Origin of the sequence: Curtobacterium sp. VKM Ac-1376, assembly GCF_015351025.1 — a bacterium.
Lineage (GTDB): Bacteria > Actinomycetota > Actinomycetes > Actinomycetales > Microbacteriaceae > Curtobacterium.
The window spans coordinates 16155-35097 of record NZ_JADKRV010000003.1 but is presented as its reverse complement, the minus strand read 5'-3'; the positions used below and the strand labels follow the sequence as shown (position 1 = coordinate 35097).

Sequence of the window (18943 nt, the reverse complement as noted above, 5' to 3'; positions counted from 1 at the left end):
CGATCCGGTCATAGTCGTTCCCCTTCGGTGGTTGGGACCGGCGAGGAACGCGCTCGCGCCGGCCCTTCGATTTGCCGCTCGCTCCAGGTGCTCCGTGGCGAGCTCCATGCCGAAAGCGCGATCAGCAGGTTCAGCAGTCCGCTCTCGAGCGACCGGGCGGACGCCGAGAAGAGCGGAGAGTGGTTCGCGGGCACGGTGACCGGCGCTCGCCCGGCGGCGAGCGCGGCGTGGTCGCTCGCTGGCATCTGCGAGCTGCCCGACGTACCCCAGAACCAGTAGACCAACGGGGCGCTGAAGGCGGCCGCCAGCCCCCCGACATCGTCTGACGTGCCCGACGGCCCGGGCATCAGGACCGCAGTGCGACCACGCTGCGCGAATGTTCGGTACAGCAGGGCGGCGGCGTCCGGATCGTTGCTGACCCCGGCGAAGGCTCGAGTCGCCGCCCTGGACAGTTCAACACCGTCCACGCCGACCTGGTCGAGCACCCGCCCGAGCGCCTGTCGGCGGGCGCTGAGCGAGGCCTCGTCCGGCGCACGGAGGTCGACCGTCACGGCGGCGCTGTTCGGGAGCGCGTTCCAGGCCGCCCCACCGAGCCGGGCCTGGGTCACCTGGCCGATCGTCGGGGCGACGCCGTACACCAGTCGGCTGAAGGCGACGGTCAGCGCATGCCGCTCGCTCCCCGCGAGCCCCGGATGCCCTCCGGGAGCAGTCAGTTCGATGGACGCCGTCTCGCTCCAGGATGTGACCGGCCCAGGGCGGAACGCCACCACGTCGTACGGAAGCGGCGAGGAGTGCTGAGCGAGCAGGACCGTGGGTGTCGGGACGAGTCGGTCGATCCCGGAGGCCACCATCGCAGCAGCCCCGGTCCCCGTCTCCTCGGCAGGCTGGAAGATCGCGAGGACGGTGCCCGTCCACGGCGCCTCGCCGGCTTGCAGGGCGGCGAGCGCGCCGACCAGCGCCGCGGCGTGCAGGTCATGCCCGCACAGGTGCTCGGCGCCGTTGCTCGTCGCCAGCGCGTCCAGTTCCGCGCGGAAGGCGACGACCGGTTCGCCGCTCCCGATGCGGGCGATCACCCCGTGGCCGCCGACGCCGGTCGTCACCGTCGCCCCGATGCCCTGACAGAGGTCGGCGACGACGGCGCTCGAGACCGTCTCGTGCCCAGCTGGTTCCGGACAGGCGTGCAGTCGAGTGAAGGCCTCGCGGGCGACATTCAATCCACGTGGAACGGGCTTCACGAGTGAATCCCGGAAGTGATCGCCCGGGATCGCCAGAACAGTCCGACCGCGGTCCCCACCACGGCACCGATCCCCGGTCGCCGAAGGATCATCCCGAGTGCCAGGCCCGCAACGGCGAAGCCTGCCGAGGCGATACCGATGCTGACGTACTGCAGGTTCTTCTCGTCGTCATGCATGTGCCGTGTCCCCTTCGATGGCAGTGGTCTTCTTCGGCGCCCCGATCGGGATGATCGCGGCGGTGAACGTGCCGGCACCGTCGAGGTGCAAGCATTCGTTCACGGCGTCGTCGTCGTACGCGGACAACGGGACGCTCGGCATGCCGAGTGCGGTCGATGCCAGGATGAGGTTCTGGCTCATGTGGCCCGCTTCGAGCAGCGTCAGCCGCAGTGCTCGCTGCCCGTACTTCACGCGCAGCTCGTCGAGCCGCGGCGCCAGGACGACGATCACCGGAACGGTCTCGTGCTCGACCGCGAGCGGTGTGCCGGCGACGTCACTGAACGACGGCGACCACCGCGCCAGTTCCCCATCGGCCGGGGCGTCGGTCCACCGCTCGAGGATGTGCCGTGGAGCGTCGTACCGATAACATCCCGGCTCCGTCCCCTCGACGTCGCGGACGATCACGAACGCGTCGACCGTGTAGGCCGCACTCGGACTCGGGTAGGCGCGCCTTGCCGTCTGCGGTCGTACCGGCACCGCCGGTCCGGCCGGCACCTCGCCGACCGCGGATCGCAGGAGTGCGCCGAGGTCCGTGGCCGACAGCGTCGTCCCGTACGCCCCGTACGTGCTCCGCCGGCGGGTGAGCACCGCGTCGAGCCCGGGATCTCCTCCGACCTCCGGGAGTGGGACGATCTGTCTGGGGCCGAGGTCGGGCGCGCTGGGGCGGACGTCGAAGCGCGGCATCTGGTCCGCGCCCATCCGCGCGCGTCTGTAGCCGCTCGCTCGGAGGTAGTGCCGGTCCGGTGCGGCCGGGTCGTCGTTGAAGAACCGCCGGTCGATCAGTCCCCGCCACTGCAGGGCAGTGAGCCACGCGGCGATGCGTTCGTCGGAGACCGACACCCCGAGGCGGTTGCAGAACATGTGCACCTGGCTCCAGATCACACCCGCGATGCTGTTCTCCAGCTCGCCACGGGCACGGAACGCCTCGAGGTCTGCGAGGAGTTCGGAGAAGAGTCGGAACAGTGATGCTCGCCAGCTGTCGGACCCGTCGCTGGCGGACTGGATGACGGCGTCCTTCCGCCGCAGCCATCGGTCCGGGTCGACCTCGAAGGTCGCCTCGGCCGCGCGTCGGGCTTCTGGGCCGCTGGTCTGCTGTTCCCCCACGAAGTCCCAGGAGCCGAAGTACCGGTGTGCTGAGCGTGCGCCGCTGTGCTCGTCGAGCCCGAGCGCGTGCAGGGCGAGGGTCATCGCGTCACTGGCGACCAGCCGGAGCATCGCGCTGTCCGGGCGGTCACCGAGTATCGCTCCGGCGATCTGACTCGCCTGCGTGAACGCTCGCTCCGAGGACGCCATCGCTGCCGCCCCGCCGTAGCGGGCAAGTTCCGCCTCGTACGGAACGTCGACCTCGATCTGACCGTGCTCGTGCCAGTCGACGGGTGACGTGCTCGTGAACTCGCGGCTGAACGAGGCCTCGTCGAGGCGCAGCTCTGCGCTTGGCAGGGCGTCCCGCAGCGAGCGGACCCAGTCGGCGTGCGCCGCTGCCCCGACCCCACGCATCCTGACGCGTAGGTGCGGGCCTCCCCACCAGTACCGAACGAAATGCCAGTCGGTGGGAGCGCAGGCACGGACCGACGGCGCGACGGTGTCGGAGATGAACGCCGACAGCGTCGACGTGGAGTTGTGCAGGTAGATGTGCGCAGTGCGCCACGTGGTGTTCACAGTCTGATCCCCCTCGTCGACCACGGCACGTCCTGGGCCTCGACCTGCATCGCTCGTAGCCAGAGCTGGTAGCCGACCACCTGGTTCGGGTCGACGCCGAGCGCATCCGCCCACTCGACCTCGTCGTGGTTCCGGGCCGGCCGTGCTGCGATGCCGATCGCAGCCGCGGCCAGGCATCCCCACTGCGCGATCCAGCCGAGCAGGAAGGGCACGGTGCGGTGTGTCTGGGACCCGTGCAGACCCGCGAGGAGCCGGGGCTCGACGACGAACGTGATTCCGCTGGACGACGTCATGCGAGGTCGACCACGAAGCGCCCGACCGTTGCCCGGCTCGTGCAGGTCGGCGACCCGTACCGCGTCGATCGATCCGGTGTCAGCGCTGTGGGCGAGGAGGCGGATCGCACCGTTGGGCACGTACTCCCCGAGCAGTTCGAGTCCCGCCAGCAGTGCTCGGTGCACGACGTCGGCATCGACCTCCGTGACGGCGCCGCTCGTGACCAGGTTCTCGTTCGACCGCCCGCTCGAGCGTCGGTCCAGCCACCCGCGCAAGTCGCTCGCGGTGCCTGCCGCAGCCGCGTCGACACACTCGTCGAGCAGAGGGTCCGCCGTGTCCTCCGGACGGAAGTGGAGTCGGAACCGTGCGTGTGCCTCGCCGTCCGTACGCAGCCTGAGCACCGTGGGGATGCCGGCACGGTGCGCGCAGAGGGCTACCGTCGCTGCGAGGTGTCCGGACTCGAGGTCGGCGAGGGTCGCCCGGAGCCGACCGTACGGGGTGGGGTAGCGATCGGGGTCAACGTCGAAGCCGAGTGTCGCGGAGACCCATGGACGCTCGGGCAGCGTCGGCTGCTCGGCGCGAAGCGGGGCGAACCGGAGCTGGTGTGGGCCGTCGGCGTCCTGCACCTCGAGCACAGCGTCCGCAGCGAAGATCCCACGGGGCGCAGGGTACGCACGGTGTGCGACGTACCGGTCGTCCGGCGCGACCCGTCGTGTCCGGTGCGCTTCCCAGACGGCCGCCAGAACGGAGTCCCGCCAGTCGTCACCGTGCTCGCGCAGCGGCTCTGTCGCGCACTGGAGCCGCTCGACCACGCCAACGCGCGTTCCGCGTCGGCCTCCTTCCACCGAGGGTGCGACCACGCGACGGTCAGCCTCGAACAGCGTCCGGACCGTCCCGACGTCGCGACCGGGTCCGGCGTCCCAGAGCGCCTGGCCGGCTCGGCCCCATCCCTGCGGGGTCACGGGAACGGGTGAGGGGGCGGAGCATCCCCCCATGATCCTGCCGTGACCGCTCCGTGGATGATGGACGCTGCGCGCGATAGCCGTGGCACGTTCTCGACACGACGGTTCAGGTGCCCGAAGGTCATCGGCAGGGTGCCGGGCGCGATCACCTTGACCGCGAACACCCCGATCCCGCGGAGGTGCGGTGCGCTCTGGTCAACCGCGAGGACGGTGACGTCGGCGCGTGACGCGACATCGACGTGGTGCCGCAGTTCTGCAGTGACGTCCTCCGGCGCGAGCCGCCCGCGCGCGGTGAACTCGTCGAGGGACACCCGACCGCTCGGATCATCGAGGAAGCCCCAAAGCCCACGGGCCTCCGGCAGGCCGTGCATCCCGGTGTGGTCGTCGAGGACGCGTACGAGCTCGTGGTCGTCGAGCATCGGACGGTAATGGTCCACCCGGACGGACTCACGCATCGAGACCCACTTCGGGTACATGAGCGCGTTCGTCACGCACTCCTCGATCGCCGCGGCGATGGCGCGGATGCCGGACGGATGGGCTCCGGCGGCGAGCGCGAACGCCGGAGCACGCCCAGCACGGACGAGCTCGTCCGGTGCCGTGACGATCGCGATCGCCGTCGGAACCCCGAGGTCGCTCGTCGCGTCGAGCACACGGAGCCGGAGTCCGTCGCGCTCGACGCGAAGGAGGGTTTCCGCGAACGAGTGCTCACCGCTGATGTCGATCTCCCGTAGACGCAGGCGCCCGTACCAAGTGAGCAGGAAGGCATCTCGCTCCACGACCTCGAAGTACCCGTGCAGGGCGGCTTCCTCGATCGAACCACCGACTGCGCAGCCGTTCGAGGATTCGTACAGCAGCGCGTCGTCGCCCGCGTTCTCGTGCCAGTAGACGACCTGCGCGGGCACCAGAACCGGTCGATCGTGCGACAGCCACCAGCCCTCGACCCAGTCCATCTCCGCGGCCGGATCGAACCGCCGGAACGGGGAGTCTGCTCGGTCGTACGCCTCCGGAACGTGGCCGGCGAGCGACCGCGGGTCCAGCGCCCGGTCGCCGAGCGCTTCGTAGGACGACCTAACCACCTGGGCCGAGGGCTGTCGATGTCCCCCGAGGACACGTTCCACACCTTCGAGCAGCGCCGGTACCTCACTCGCCGCGAAGCTGCTCGCTCGTCCGTACCCACCTTCTCGGTGCGTATGGCCCGGAGCGATGGCCTCGGCGGTCACCAACGGGAACGGCGACTCCTCGTCGCGGTACACGTGGGCGATCGGCCCGAACCGCCAGTCGACGAGCTCGTCTCGCAACGCCTGTCCGTCCAGCTCACGCGTCCGAAGGCCTCCGGGGAGCGGCGGCTGCGGCGAGCTGAGGTCCCACTGCGCCGGTTTCGATGCACTGATGAGGGGTGCACACCGCGAGCACGCGCTGTGCGGTGCGATGGAGTGCACGGACGACGAGCCGTTCGACGTGTCGAGGACCACGGCGCGGCCGGGCGGTTGCGGCAGGCGGCCCAGGCGATCTGCCAACCGCTCGAGGAGCGTGGAGGTCCTCGCCCCGGACGCGGGCACAGTCTGCGGGTGGACGTCGAGAGCCCACCGTTCGGCGCACTCGCCACAGCCCGGTTCGTCCGGCGCGGGGTCCGGACCTATGACGAGCAGGTCGGCGACCCGGCGCACCGGCGGCGCGCCGGTGCCGCCGACCACCCGCGCGCTCACGAGGTCACCTCGGCGGACACGGCCAGCGCACCGTGCTCGTCCCAGCCGTCTGCGTGCAGCCGTGTGAACCGCACGGCGCCTTCGAGCCCGGGCCACCGGAGCAACGCCCGGTTGCGCACCGAGTGGGTGTCGAGCGGTGCGGACCTCGCGGTGTCACCGCACTGCGCTCGCCCGACTGCCCGCAGCAGCGCCCCCTCAGCGGCATCCTGCTCGCTCAGTCCGTACGCGACTCCGCACGCCCCGTTGCCGAGGTCCGCCGTGACACGCACGATCCCCGACCAACGCCCTCCTAGCCAGGTCGACTCGACGGAGACCTCGCGACCCAGGATCAGGACCGCCGCTAATGCGAGCCAGCGGGCGGTGCTCGTGATGGCGACCGTTCCGGCCGTGGCGCCCGCGTCCGCCCGGGCAGGCTCGTCTGCTTCGAGCAGCGCGACGAACGCAGCTGCGGCGGCATCGGTCGTCGTCGGTCCGACCCCGAGCTCGCCGATGGGACCCGGTGTCCGCACAAAGGAGCGCCACGCTCCGGTCAGTTCCTCGGACACGGCCGCGAGCCGAGCCTCGGCGGTCGACACACCGACGCCGATCACCCTGCCGTCCTCGGAGCGGGCGAGACCGACGGGCTGTTGCGGCAGCGTGCCCGGCACCACACCGGAGACGACGCCGAACACGGGGTCCCACAGTGCCTCCATCGATGCCAGCGTGTCGGGGACGGACGTCTTGGGTCCCGCCACGACAGCCAGGTCGTCGACGCTGAGCGTCTCGGGTTCGGCGTGGTCGGAGAACGCAGTGAAGTGCCGGGGCTCCGCGATGAGCTCTGCCGTCGAGGTGACGTACGTGTTCCCCGGCGTCGCCGGAGACGCATCGGACGTGGTGTCCATCGCCCGCAGCGCTGCGAGCGCGGCCTGACCGGCGACCAGCGCCGCCCAGTTCGGCTCGATCGAGGACAGGGCGTCGACCGCCCAGCGTCGGAACGCCGCTTCCGCGTGATCGGCTCCCGCCCCGATGGGACCGACGGCGCAGAATCCCCCACGTGCGCCGATCAGGACCATCGTGCGCTGCCCGAGCCCCTCAGACGCGCGGATCACGATCGGGCGCTGCCCGAGGGCGTCCGCACCTGGTTCGAACGCGACGCTCGCGAAGCCGCAGACCGCGAGCTGCACGCGGAGCGCGTCCGCCAGATCGCCCGTCGCACCGCTGATCGTGAGCGACGTCGACGCAGTCCGACGCGCAGCGGCGAGGGGCGCGCGCGAGACCCGACGGAGGTACTCGATCGCCGGGTGTGCGGCGGCGGCGTCGTCCTCGAGCTCGTCCCGCACCAGCAGCCCGTGATCTTCGAGCTCCCCCATCAACGATCGCACCGTCGAGCGTGCGCTGGCGGGGAGCGTCGCGACGAAGCCCGCCGGGTCGACGCCTCGCCGGAGGTGTGGCTCCACGGCACGCCACAGCGTCACGCCGTGCACGCCGTTGATGACCACCGCGGAACCGCCGGCGCTGATCGCCACTCCAAGCCCTTCCATGTCGCGGCTGGACGTCGTGGCGCGCAGCCGCACGTTGGTCGTGGTCATCGTTCCCCGTTGTCCGTCCATGTCGTCAGCCCTTCCACGGCAGGGTCGGCGTCGCGTCCGCCAGGCCTTGCTGCCTGGTGACGGCCCGTTCGATCGTCTCCCGCCAGGTCTCGCCGACCACGATCTGCGCGGCCTCCGTCAGGTAGAAGGCGAGTGTGTAGCGCTGGGCCGGCGTCACGCCCAGCAGTGGCAGGAGGTCGAAGAAGCAGTTGATCAGGTAGCGGTAGGCGGCGAAGTCCGTACCGTTGCCCAGCTTCGTGAAGTCGAGTCGCCGGAACTGCGCGTGGAAGTCGCTGTACGCGCGCTCATCCGACCCGGACCACCGGCGGCCGGTATCGTCGTCGATCGACACTGCGCGTTCGTGCCGCTCGGGCAGCGGGTACGGGAGGACCTGCTCGCGGGCCGCCAACCGGTCCGCTTCGTCGCTCGCAGCGGCACGCCACTCGACCCAGAAGGCACCGTCGTCGCTCGTCGGTCGCGCCCCACCGTGGAGCGCCTCGAGCCGTCGGACGAGGTCCTCCTTCTGCCGGTGGAACGACGCGCACAGGACCGACTCGGCGCGCCCGCTCGGATCCGACCAGTGCAGCTGCTCCTTCCAGTGGGACAGGAACGCCTGGTACCCCGACACGAGTCCCCACTTCGGGTACGAGGTCGCGATGACGCACATCGCCGTGTAGACGGAGTCTGCGTTCTCGGCGGGGGACCGCTCGGTCATCCGAACGAAGCGCGGGTCGCGCATGGCCCGTGCCAGGACCCGCCCCTTCGCCTCGAAGACGGCTTCGTCACGGATGAAGGTGTCGAGCCGACGGTCGACCACCTCGACCCGGTTGTCCGGCCGGATCGGCTCGTGGGGGCCCGGCACGAGCTCGAGGCGCCCGAGTTCGACCGATCGGTCGACCCACGCCACCTCGTCGAAGTCCGCCGAGGACGGTGTCTCAGCCAGCCACGCGGAGACGTGATCGACTAACCGGGTCTGCGCCTCGTCCACGGCCGGTCGGTCGCCGGTGACGTTGACGAGGACGTGCGGGCCGAAGAGCCAGTGCACCTGCAGCCAGACGTCGACGTCCCGCAGCTGGGGCAGGAAGGCGAGGATGCCCGCGCTGATCAAGCGCGACGGGTCGGCGCGGTGGTCGACCCGGATGGTGGAGGTCGTCATGGTCGGTCCCCGGTGATCGTGGCTTCGAAGAAGGTCTCGGATGCAGCAGCGCCCGCCGTCGGTTCGGGCAGGAGTTCCTCTGCCATCACCATCGGTCCGAGGTCCGCGAGGCGACGCCGGATGGTCGAGGCGTGGAGCCTGCTGAGGAAGTCGTGGTGCTGCGGCTTGGGACTCATGGCCCGCTCCATCGGCGTGGCGTGGCCACCGCGGAGTGCGCGGAGGAACACCTGTGACGGCATCCGCGCGGCCCGCCTGTCGGCATCGAGTCGCCGGAAGTGCTCGGCAGACGACTCGTTCGCGCCCTTGGGGAGTGGGGTCGGGTCGATTGCCCACCGGCGGCGGAACAGCACGAGGTCCTCGTGGACGATCCGAGGAGCCCGAGCGGTCGGCCCGCGACGGTGCAGGTCCATGCTGACGTCACCAAAGCCGTAGAAGGGAGCCTCCGCGATCATCGCGAGCAGCATCTCCGTCGCCGGGAGCGCGTGCGGCACGAGGAACCCGGTGTAGACCATCTCGACCGGGCGCCCCGACACGCGCTCGATCACGGCGAGCCCCAGCGGCCCGTGCACGATCGCGAGGTCGTCGATGCGTCGCGTGTCCGGGGAGTGGGGCACGTCGTCATCGAGGACGAGTTCAGTGTCGGTGAGCAACGGCGAGAGGTTGGCGTTGAACCCGAGGGTGGGGCGCAGCTGCACCGTGAGCGCCCCGTCGGTCTGGGAGCGGAGGTGACCCCTGAGTGCCTCGGTGTGCTCGGGGTTGAGGTGGCGCAGGTACCGGCTGAAGTACCGCAGTCGCCCGCCGTAGAGGTGGTTGACCACGAAGCGGTCGTCCGCGACCTGGCCGAACACCGCCACGGTGCGGCGGCGCGCGAGTTCCGCGTCCGGGAGGGTGCTCGCCAACGTGTCGAGGACCGCCTGCTCGACCGCGACCTCGGTCGCATCGACCCGTGACAGCTCGTTCAGGTGTTGGACGGCCATCGCTCTCGCGTCGAGCAGCCGTCGGGCCGCAGGCGAGGGAGCACTGTCGACGTCACCGGACAGGAGCCGTTGCGCCAGCGGGAATGCTCCAGCGGTCTTCGTCGCGAAGCGCCTGATGTCGGTGCAGACACCACCGACGCCGAACTCGGCGACGAAGGTGGCCTCGAGCGCCGTCGACAACAGGCGCTGGTCATCGAGCGCGGTGAGCAACGGGGCGAGGGCGCGGATTGGCGCACGCCACCCGACCGGAGACGGGACCGACGCCGACGTGCTGACGTACGAGTCCTCGACGATCGGTGCCGTGACCGCAGCACCGACCGCAGCTGACCAGACGTGCTCGAGGGTGTCGAGGCGCGCTGTCCGTTCGGCTCCCCCGAGCTCCCCGAACCCCGCAGTCAGATGATGTGTCGACTGCAATGCCGCGACGAGGTCCTGCGCGCTGTCGCCTGGCCAGGCCCGCAGCGCGTCGAGCAGTGCGACCTCGAAGTCCGGGTGCTGCTCCGAGACCGGTGCGACCGGCACGAGGAGCCCTCGGGAGGCGAACTGCACGAGGCCGGCGTGCACGGCGTCGAAACGGTGGGTGGCCTCACTCGTGATCCCGGCGGCCAGGTCACGCAGGGAAGCTGGTCGAGCCACCAGGAGTGCAGCGACGGCCGACCGCCAGGCTTCGGGTACCGGCCACGAGACGTCGACCTCGCGGAACGCGTCGAGGCGAGCACCCGGCCCAGGCGCGACCCAGCGGCGGCGGCGGAACACCAGCGCGTCGCCCACCAGTTCAGCACCCGGTGGAGCGCTCCAGACGACGTGGTCGACGTTGGCCGGGTCGGACATCGCTCGACGCACCGCGTGCCGCGTCAGCAGCCGCTTCACGGCGACGGTACTGCGGAGCCTGGGATCGTCGGCGGAGGGTCGGTCACCGAGGACGCGGACGTCGACCGCCGTGTAGCGCGAGAACGGACTCACTCGGAGCGTCGATCGCGAGAAGTACTGGACCAGCGCCGGTTCGGACTTCCGCCCTCGCTTGTCCGGGTGACCTCCGCGAGCACTCCCACGCAGGGCGTGGAGAAGCACGGTGCTGGTCATCGCGACGCTCTGCTGGACTCGATCGTCGCCGGCCCACGCCGAGAGGACCGCGCGCTCGGACACCAGGTCGCGGCCCTCGAGCTCGTCCACCGCGTGCGCTACCGCTGCCAGTCGTTGCGTGTGATTCGACCACGCGACGGTGAGCGGCGCCACAGCGCACAGTTCCGGGCCGAGCGGGGGGAACGTCCTCGCTGCGTTGTGGACGGCACGCTTCGCTGCGAGTGCCTGTCGTCGGCTCACCCCGTCGAGTCGCGGGATGAGCGCTTCGAGTTCGTTGACCGTCGCGTCGCGCATCGTCGAGCGACGGACGGTTCCGTCGTGGATCCCGGCGAGCAGGCGGTCGAGTTCCGCGCCCCCGTCATGCCGAAGTGTTCGGTACCGATAGGTGTTTTCGCGCACCATCCACCGCGGTGCGAGATCGACCCGCACCGTCTGTCCCTCTGAGAGCATGGCTTACTCGGCTGACTTCCTGCGTGTGAAGCCTCGCGGCTCGCGCTCGGACGCCCATCGGAAGAAGACGGCGGACAGCACCATCCCGACCACGGCCCAGCCGAGGAGGATCAGCACCTGTTGTGCTTCCCAGACGAACGCACCCTCGGAGAAAACGGCGGCGAACAAGTGGAAGACCGGCGCCCCGGGGAGGTAGGGCGTGATCGCGTCGACGACCGGTCCGAGCGGCACGGTGATGAACGCCCCGGACAGGAACGCGAGCGGGAAGAAGATGCCGTTGACGATCGGGACGGCGGCATCGGCGTTCGGCGGGAGCAGCGAGAGCGCCACACCGATGGGAGCGAGTGCGATGAACCCGAGCACTGCCGTCACGACGAGCGGCACGACCCGGTCGGGATCCATGGTGACCTTGAGACCGAGGAAGCCGATCGCGGACACCACGGAGAGCACGATCACGAGCGTGACGAAGATGTTCACGAGGAACGCCCCCATGACGGCCCAGGGCGGGACCGGTGTCGTCCGGAACCGACGGAACAGTCCGTGTTCGCGACGGATCGCCAGACCGATCGCGACGTTGGCGAAGGTGACCGACATCAAGGCGAAGGTGAGGACCCCCGCGTAACTGAGGTTCGCCTGTCGGATCTGCGCGCCGTTCACGGATCGAATGCTGTCCGCAGCGCTGAGGAAGGCAACACCGAACACGACGTAGAACATCACGGGCATGAGCACGATGAATGCAAGAGAAATGATCGACAACCAGAAGTCGACGAATTCTGACCGCGTGTGCAAGAGAAAACTCTTGGTGAAGTTGTGCCGCTGTACAGCCGCCGAGTCGATCGTCACGCGGAGACCTCCGGTTCGCCGACGAGCTTGACGTACGCGTCGTCGAGGGTGGGTGCGGCGATCGTCAGGTCACCGAGGTTGTGCCCCGTCGACGCTTCCCACGATCGCAGCTGTTCGAGGAGTTCGCCGTGCGACGGTGTGGAGTACCGGAGACGTTCGCCGACGCGGACGGCGCCGGCGGGGAGCAAGTCGTGTTCGCCGATGGGGAGGTCGAACTCGACCCGTCCAGGGGCTGCCGAGAGCTTCACGATGTCGCGCGGACTGCCGCTCGCGGCGAAGCGACCGTCGCTGAGGATGTGCACTGCGTCGGCAAGCTGCTGGACCTCGTCGAGGTCGTGCGAGGTGAGCACCACCGTCACGCCCGCACGGTTCGACGCGGCGATGACCTCGCGGATCGCGTGTCGGGAGATCGGATCCAGGCCGGTCGACGGCTCGTCGAGGAACAGGATCCGGGGACGACCGACGAACGCCAGCGCGAGGTCGAGACGACGACGCATGCCGCCGGACAGCGAGCGGACCGGCTTGCGGGCGAACTCGTCGAGGCCGAACCGGCTCACCGATTCGATGAGCGGCACGGGGTCCGCGTAGTAGCTGGCCTGTCGGAGGAGGAGGTCGCGGGGCGTCAGCGCGGGCTCGAGGAGCGTCTGCTGCATGACGACACCGATGATGGTCCTGAGGCGACGAAAGTCCACGACGTGCCCGGGGTCGTAGCCGAGGACCGAGAGGCTGCCGGAGTCCCGACCGCGATGCCCCTCAAGGATCTCGACGAGCGTGGTCTTGCCGGCGCCGTTCGGCCCGAGGAAGGCAGCGACGCTGCCGTCTTCGATGACGACGTCGACATCGCTGAGCACGGTGACTCCGCGGTAGCTCTTGGTCAGCCCGTCGGCTGTTATGGCGGCCATGGGTGGGTCCCGTCTGGTTGCTTGATCGTCGGTGATCGGATCAGGGCGGGGCTCCCACACGTCTGACAGCCCCGCACGTCGGATCAGCCGCAGGACCCCGACGAGCAGCACGAGCTGCTGCCACAGCAGGACGTCGAGGTGCAGCTGCTGCTCCCGCTCGTCGCCCCGGTCTCCGGAACGGCGACCGCTTCGCGGACCGACAGAACCTCGAGACCACTGAAGTCGAGATCGGGCAGATCGATGATCGAGTTTCGCTCCATGATGGAATCCCCTTAGCCACGGAACCAGCGAATCCGGTCCCTAGCCGTTAACATATTGCCGTTGTTACTCGGCGTCAACCAGGGGCTCGAGGTCTGGGAACGGCATCGGGTTCTCGGTCACGACGAGGCGGCTCCGCTGCGCTGCCAGCGTCGGGGTTCGGCGCTGCGTCGTGTCAGACCAAGACCGACAACTGGTCGAGCCGCTCGAGGATGACGCCCTCGCGCAGCGCCCACGGGCAGATCTCGAGCGCCGGCAGGTCGAAGATGTCCAGGCACGCCTCTGCGACGAGCGCCCCGGGCACCACCTGGTGTGCGCGGCTCGCCGAGACGCCCGGCAGCGCCGCGAGTTCCTCGACCGACATCGTGAGCAGCTCCGGCAGGCGCTGCCGCAGCACGTCGCCGTCGAGGGCACGGGGCACGAGCGGTCCGGCTGCGGACGGCGCGGCACCGCAGATCCGGGCGATCGACCGGAACGTCTTCGACGTCGCCACGGCCCGGTCCGGGCGGCCCGAGCGGAGCAGCCGTCCGGCGTCCCGGGCGATCTCGACGCGGATCTCGTGCCGGATGCGGCGGACGTCGTCCTCGGTCGGGGTGCCTGCGGAGAAGTACGAGCGCGCGAGGCGTGCGGCGCCGATCGGCATCGACCACGCGACGTCCGGTGCCTCGTCGGCACCGCCGGCGATCTCGAGCGAGCCACCGCCGATGTCGAAGACCGCCAGGCGACCGGCGGACCAGCCGAACCACCGGCGCACGGCCAGGAACGTCAACCGGGCCTCGTCGGAGCCGGACAGGACGGCCAGTTCGACCCCGGTGGAGGCCTCGACGTGGGCGAGCACGGCCTCGGAGTTGCCGGCGTCGCGCACCGCCGAGGTGGCGAACGCGAGCATGTCCTCGCAGCCGCGCTCCTCGGCGACGCGGACGGCGTCGGCGACGAAGGTGGTCAGGGCGTCGATCCCCTGCTGCGTCACCGCGCCCGAGGCGTCCAGGTGCTCGGCCAGCCGCAGCGGCTGCTTGAACGAGGACGCCGGCAGCGGCGCGGCGCCGCCGTGGGCGTCCACCACGAGCAGGTGGCCGGTGTTGGACCCGATGTCGAGGACTCCCACGCGCATGGGGACAACGCTAGCTGCCTGGAGGCCCGTCCTCCGCCCGCAGGAACGCCTCCAACTCGGCGGTGGTCGGGTACGAGGCCTGTGCGCCCGGCCTGGTCGCGGCGTACGCCCCGACCCCCACCGCGAACCGAGCGGCGTCGACGAGGGTGTCCCCCGCGGCCAGACGCAGCGAGACCGCACCCATGAAGGCGTCGCCGCAGCCCGTGGTGTCCACCGGCTCGACCCGCACGGCGTCGATCGACACCGGCTCGGCATCCCCGTCGTGCACGACGCAGCCGGCACCGCCACGGGTGACGATCGACCGTGCGACGCCGTGGTCACCGAGCGCCGCGGCCTCGTGCTCGTTCACCAGCAGCACGTCGGTCAGTTCGAGGAGCTCGGCGGGCACGGCACCGAACGGCGACAGGTTCGTGAGCACCGTGACCCCGGCGGCGTGCGCGGCACGGGCGGCGGCGAGGACGACGTCGATCGAGACCTCCAGGCAGAGGCCCAGCACCGCGGCGCCGGCGAAGGCGTCGGTCGGCACATCGTCCGGCGTCAGCGTGCCGTTCGCCCCGGCGGAGATCACGATGGTGTTCTCCCCGGCGGCGTCGACCGTGATGACGGCGGTGCCGGTGGCCACGCCCTCCCGGACGGCGACGTGTGTCGTGTCGACACCCGCAGCCGCGACGGAGTCGCGGAGCAGCGCACCGTTCCCGTCGTCGCCGACCGCACCGATCATGCGGACCGTGCCCCCGAGCCTCCCGGCAGCCACCGCCTGGTTGGCGGACTTGCCGCCGGGCAGGATCGCCAGGTCGGACCCGTGCAAGGTCTCACCGGGCTGGGGGAAGCGCTCGGTGCGGACCACCAGGTCCGCGTTCAGCGACCCGACGACGACGATGCTCTCGGTCAACGGAAGGTCTCCTTCTGCGGGGCGACGGACGTGGTCTCGGCGCCCTCAGGTCGGGGGATGAGGAACGAGATCGCGAGCGCGACGGTCGTGATCGCGGCCCCGAGCAGCATGCCACCGGAGTAGCCGGCGGTGCCCGCGGACCCGCCGACCCCGAGGGCGATCTGCAGCGCCGGCAGGACGGCGAAGCTGACCCCGGCACCGAGGTTGAACGCTCCGGCGTTCAGCCCGGGCAGGAACCCGGGGTTCGACTCCGGCGAGAGCACGATGCCGAGGCCGTTCAGGATGATGTTCGCGATGCCGGCGTACGTGATGCCGATCAGCACCGTCGCGGTGACCAGCACGGGCAGCGAGTGCACCCCGACGAGCGCCATCAGGACGGTCGCAACGATGCTGCCGATCAGGCCGACGCGCAGGACGGCGCGGTACCCGATGGTCGGGGCGAGGCGCCCGGCGAAGGGTCCGACGATCCAGCCGACCAGCGCGTACGGGGTCAGGAACACGAGCGACGCGAGGTCGGGTTCCATGCCGAAGCCGGCGTCGCCGTTCTGCGCGAGCGAGGTGACCAGGCCGTTGACCACGGCGAAGACGCCGGTCATCGTGAGGAACGTCGTAGTCAGGAGCGCCCAGGTCGCACGGCGCTTCAGGAACCGCGTCTCGACCAGGGGTTCGCGGACGCGGGACTCGACGGCCCAGAAGACGGCGAACGCGGCAAGGGCGACCACGATGCCGCCGATCACCAGGGCCGGGTTCGCGGCGCCGAGCTTGCCGGCCTCGTTGAAGGCCGTGAGCAGGGCACCGACGGAGACCACGAGCGGGACGACGCCGATCCAGTCCATCCGGGTACCGGCGGAGGGCTTCGACTCGACACCCCAGACGGCGACCAGGAACAGGGCGAGGACGGTGACGACGGCGATGACCCAGAAGATCCCGCGGAACCCGAAGTTCGTCGCGATCCACCCGCCGGCCAGGGCATCGACGCCCGCGATGCCGCCGTTCACCGCGGTGAGCAGGCCGAGGGCGGCGCCGTAGCGCTTCGGGTCGCTGATCTCGTTGCGCAGGACGAGCAGGCAGATGGGGACGACCGGACCGGTGACGCCCTGGATGATGCGACCGGCGAACAGCATCGGCACGTTCACCGCGAGCGCGGCGACGATGCTGCCGACGAGCATCACGGCGAGCATGCCGATCAGCACGCGCTTGCGGCCGACGATGTCGGACAGTCGCGGCAGGAACAGCGAGAACAGGGCCGCGAGGGTGAAGTACAGGGTCTGCGAGAGCCCGATGGTGGCGTCGTCGGTGTTGAGCTCGCGCGCCATCGTGACGAGCGCGGGGCTGAGCATGCTCGCGTTCAGCTGGAACGCGATGCACGCGGCGAGGAGTGCGGCGGTGAGGGCGCCGATCGACTTCTTCGTCGAGGAGGTGGTCATGGTGTTCAGATCTCCGGGGTCGTGGTGATGCCGGCTTCGATGGCGTCGGCTGCCGCGCGCGGGGTCCAACCGGTGTCCGCCGTCTCGCCGATCCGCTCGAGGGCGTCGACGACGAGGTCCCAGAACCGGCCGTGGTCGAGCTCCATCGCGGCGCTCGTCCGGCAGTCCTCCGGCGCGGGCGCGCGGAAGTCGGCGACGGTCATGCCGAGGGTCAGGGTGCCCTGCGTCTCGATGTGGATCGGGACCTTCACGGCACGGACGATCGTCGGGTCGATGACGTACGCGACGGCGCAGGGGTCGTGGACCGGCGGTGCGTCGAAGCCCTGCGCGTCCTTGTAGGTCTGGCCGAAGAAGTCGAGCAGCTCCCCGACGAACGCGGCGGGAGCGGTGCCGACGGCGGCGATGCGCGCGGCGACCTCCGGGGTGGCGAGGGCCTGGTGCGTCAGGTCGAGGCCGACCATCACGACGTCCCAGCCGGCCTCGAACACGATGGCCGCCGCCTCGGGGTCGATGACGATGTTGAACTCGGCGACGGGGCTCCAGTTGCCCACGTGCACGCCGCCGCCCATGAGCACGACCTGCTTGACGCGTTCGACGATGCGGGGCTCCTTGCGGGCGGCGAGGGCGATGTTCGTCAGACCACCGGTCGGCACGAGGGTCACGGTGCCCGGCTCGTGCGCCATGACGGTGTCGATGATCAGGTCGACGGCGTGGCGCTCGTCGAGCTCGAACGACGGCTCGGGGAGCATCGGGCCGTCCAGGCCGCTCTCGCCGTGGATGTCCGGTGCGACCTCGATCTGGCGCAGCAGCGGGCGGGCGGAACCGGCGGCGAACGGCACCCCGGTGATCCCGGCGATGCGGGCGACCGCGAGGGCGTTGCGGGTGACCTTCGGCAGCGTCTGGTTGCCGACGACGGTGGTCACGGCCAGGAGCTCGATGTCCGGGTTGCCGTGGGCGAGCAGCATGGCGACGGCGTCGTCGTGGCCGGGATCGCAGTCGAGGATGATCTTCGCGGGCTGGGTCGCATCGGGCACGCTGGGCGCTCCACTTCTTCGGGGAATCGAGGGGTGTGTGCTCGGCGCTGTGGGGATCCGCGGACCGACAGAACGCCGGCACCGCAGCGCGTCAAGCGTTTGACATGGAAGCATGTCAAGCGTTTGACGTCAAGTTCGGGCGGTGCGCTCGCTAGCATCGACGGGTGCCCTCCCCCGCCACCCCGAGCCGTCGCGTGACCGCTGCGATGGTCGCCGAGCGAGCGGGCACGAGCATCGCCACGGTCTCCCTCGTCGTCAACGGCAAGGACCGCGGGCGCGTCTCGACACCGATCGCCGCGCGGGTGCGAGACGCCGTGGACGAACTCGGCTACGTGGTCGACCACGCTGCGAGTTCCCTGGCCCGGGGCAGCGGTGACCTCGTCGTGTTCATCGCTCCCGACCTGTCGAACCCGTTCTTCGCCGAGGTGATCCGCGGCGTCCGCGACACCATCGGCGACCGGTTCCAGCTCGTGCTCTCCGTCACCGAGCGGGGCGCGCAGCCCGTGGCGGCCGACGTCCGGCGCTTCGAGCGCCTGCGGCCCGCCGGGATCCTGGTCGACGCGCCCGCCGCCGGGGAGTCCATGGCCGCGAGCGTGCCCGTGGTGCTGCTCGATGCCCCGGGAGGCCCCGACGCCGTCAACTACGACCTCTCCCCCGGCGTGCACGACCTCGTCGCACACCTGCACGACCAGGGGCACCGGCGCGTCGGGTACCTCGACGGCACCTCGCTGGCGACGACGTTCGGCGTCCGCCGTGAGCTGTTCGAGCAGGCCTGCGCCGCCGCCAGCATCACCGTCTCCGAGGTCACCGCCCGCGCCGACCTGACCGTCGACGCCGCAGCCTCGGCCACCGAGCACGTCATCGAGCAGTGGCAGGACGACGAGGTCACCGCCGTCGTCGCAGCCGCCGACACCCTGGCCTACGGAGTGCTGCGGGTCGCGGGGTCGCTCGGGATCGCCGTACCCGGGCAACTCGCGGTCGCCGGCTTCGACGACCTGCCGTCGTCGTCGGTCACGGCGCCGGCCCTGACCAGCGTCGCGCTGCCCGGCGCCGACCTCGGACGAGCCGCGGCGCTGCGACTGCTCGCCACGCTCGACGGCACCGCCGCTGAGCCGGCGGCGCTCCCCACGCGCCTGGTCCGCCGCGCGAGCACCGGCGCGTAGCGTCCGGGCGGGTCGCTTCCGCGAACGG

General features: G+C 70.6%; 16 protein-coding genes. 1 reads left to right on the top strand and 15 read right to left on the bottom strand.

All coding sequences use genetic code 11. From position 1 onward, the window contains the following. Positions 1-8: 8 nt before the first annotated feature. The 15 genes from ITJ56_RS04990 to ITJ56_RS04920 form a co-directional block, all read right to left on the bottom strand. Positions 9-1235, bottom strand: coding sequence for a M20/M25/M40 family metallo-hydrolase (locus ITJ56_RS04990; RefSeq protein WP_194628273.1), 1227 nt, complete (start codon positions 1233-1235; stop codon positions 9-11). Further along, positions 1232-1411, bottom strand: coding sequence for a hypothetical protein (locus ITJ56_RS04985; RefSeq protein ID WP_194628271.1), 180 nt, complete (start codon positions 1409-1411; stop codon positions 1232-1234). Before ITJ56_RS04985 ends, ITJ56_RS04990 begins: the two co-directional genes overlap by 4 nt. Then, positions 1404-3110 (bottom strand): thiopeptide-type bacteriocin biosynthesis protein, encoded by a 1707-nt coding sequence (locus ITJ56_RS04980; RefSeq protein WP_194628269.1) that lies wholly within the window; start codon positions 3108-3110, stop codon positions 1404-1406. The genes ITJ56_RS04985 and ITJ56_RS04980 overlap by 8 nt, the downstream gene beginning before the upstream one ends. Then, a complete protein-coding gene (locus ITJ56_RS18860) occupies positions 3107-4195 on the bottom strand; it encodes a hypothetical protein (RefSeq protein WP_323749725.1) in 1089 nt (362 codons plus the stop codon). The genes ITJ56_RS04980 and ITJ56_RS18860 overlap by 4 nt, the downstream gene beginning before the upstream one ends. A gap of 146 nt (positions 4196-4341) precedes the next feature. Next, positions 4342-5643: a YcaO-like family protein gene (locus tag ITJ56_RS04970; protein WP_194628265.1), complete on the bottom strand. Its 1302-nt coding sequence runs from the start codon at positions 5641-5643 to the stop codon at positions 4342-4344. Between the two features lie 404 nt (positions 5644-6047). Next, positions 6048-7619 carry a hypothetical protein gene (locus ITJ56_RS04965; protein WP_194628263.1) on the bottom strand — a complete coding sequence of 524 codons (1572 nt, stop codon included), beginning with the start codon at positions 7617-7619 and terminating at the stop codon, positions 6048-6050. A gap of 25 nt (positions 7620-7644) precedes the next feature. Further along, positions 7645-8775 (bottom strand): hypothetical protein, encoded by a 1131-nt coding sequence (locus ITJ56_RS04960; protein WP_194628261.1) that lies wholly within the window; start codon positions 8773-8775, stop codon positions 7645-7647. Continuing rightward, complete coding sequence (locus ITJ56_RS04955; protein ID WP_194628259.1) at positions 8772-11129, bottom strand: lantibiotic dehydratase; 2358 nt, start codon at positions 11127-11129, stop codon at positions 8772-8774. The genes ITJ56_RS04960 and ITJ56_RS04955 overlap by 4 nt, the downstream gene beginning before the upstream one ends. A 159-nt stretch (positions 11130-11288) precedes the next feature. Next, a complete protein-coding gene (locus tag ITJ56_RS04950; RefSeq protein ID WP_228517217.1) occupies positions 11289-12074 on the bottom strand; it encodes an ABC transporter permease in 786 nt (261 codons plus the stop codon). A gap of 50 nt (positions 12075-12124) precedes the next feature. Continuing rightward, the gene (locus ITJ56_RS04945) at positions 12125-13030 is read right to left on the bottom strand and encodes an ABC transporter ATP-binding protein (protein WP_194628255.1); all 906 of its coding nucleotides are present in this window, start codon (positions 13028-13030) and stop codon (positions 12125-12127) included. An 83-nt stretch (positions 13031-13113) separates the two neighbouring features. Beyond that, complete coding sequence (locus ITJ56_RS19100; protein WP_123701219.1) at positions 13114-13290, bottom strand: thiazolylpeptide-type bacteriocin; 177 nt, start codon at positions 13288-13290, stop codon at positions 13114-13116. 173 nt (positions 13291-13463) lie between these two features. Further along, positions 13464-14399 (bottom strand): Ppx/GppA phosphatase family protein, encoded by a 936-nt coding sequence (locus tag ITJ56_RS04935; protein WP_194628253.1) that lies wholly within the window; start codon positions 14397-14399, stop codon positions 13464-13466. 10 nt (positions 14400-14409) lie between these two features. Next, positions 14410-15291, bottom strand: a complete 882-nt coding sequence (locus ITJ56_RS04930; RefSeq protein ID WP_194628251.1) for a ribokinase — start codon at positions 15289-15291, stop codon at positions 14410-14412. Further along, the gene (locus tag ITJ56_RS04925) at positions 15288-16718 is read right to left on the bottom strand and encodes an MFS transporter (protein WP_194628249.1); all 1431 of its coding nucleotides are present in this window, start codon (positions 16716-16718) and stop codon (positions 15288-15290) included. The genes ITJ56_RS04930 and ITJ56_RS04925 overlap by 4 nt, the downstream gene beginning before the upstream one ends. A gap of 5 nt (positions 16719-16723) precedes the next feature. Then, on the bottom strand, positions 16724-17683 hold the full coding sequence (locus ITJ56_RS04920; protein WP_416354751.1) for a nucleoside hydrolase: 960 nt from the start codon (positions 17681-17683) through the stop codon (positions 16724-16726). A 233-nt stretch (positions 17684-17916) separates the two neighbouring features. Between ITJ56_RS04920 and ITJ56_RS04915 the strand changes: the two genes are divergently transcribed. Then, positions 17917-18915, top strand: a complete 999-nt coding sequence (locus ITJ56_RS04915) for a LacI family DNA-binding transcriptional regulator (RefSeq protein ID WP_323749724.1) — start codon at positions 17917-17919, stop codon at positions 18913-18915. Positions 18916-18943 lie beyond the last annotated feature (28 nt).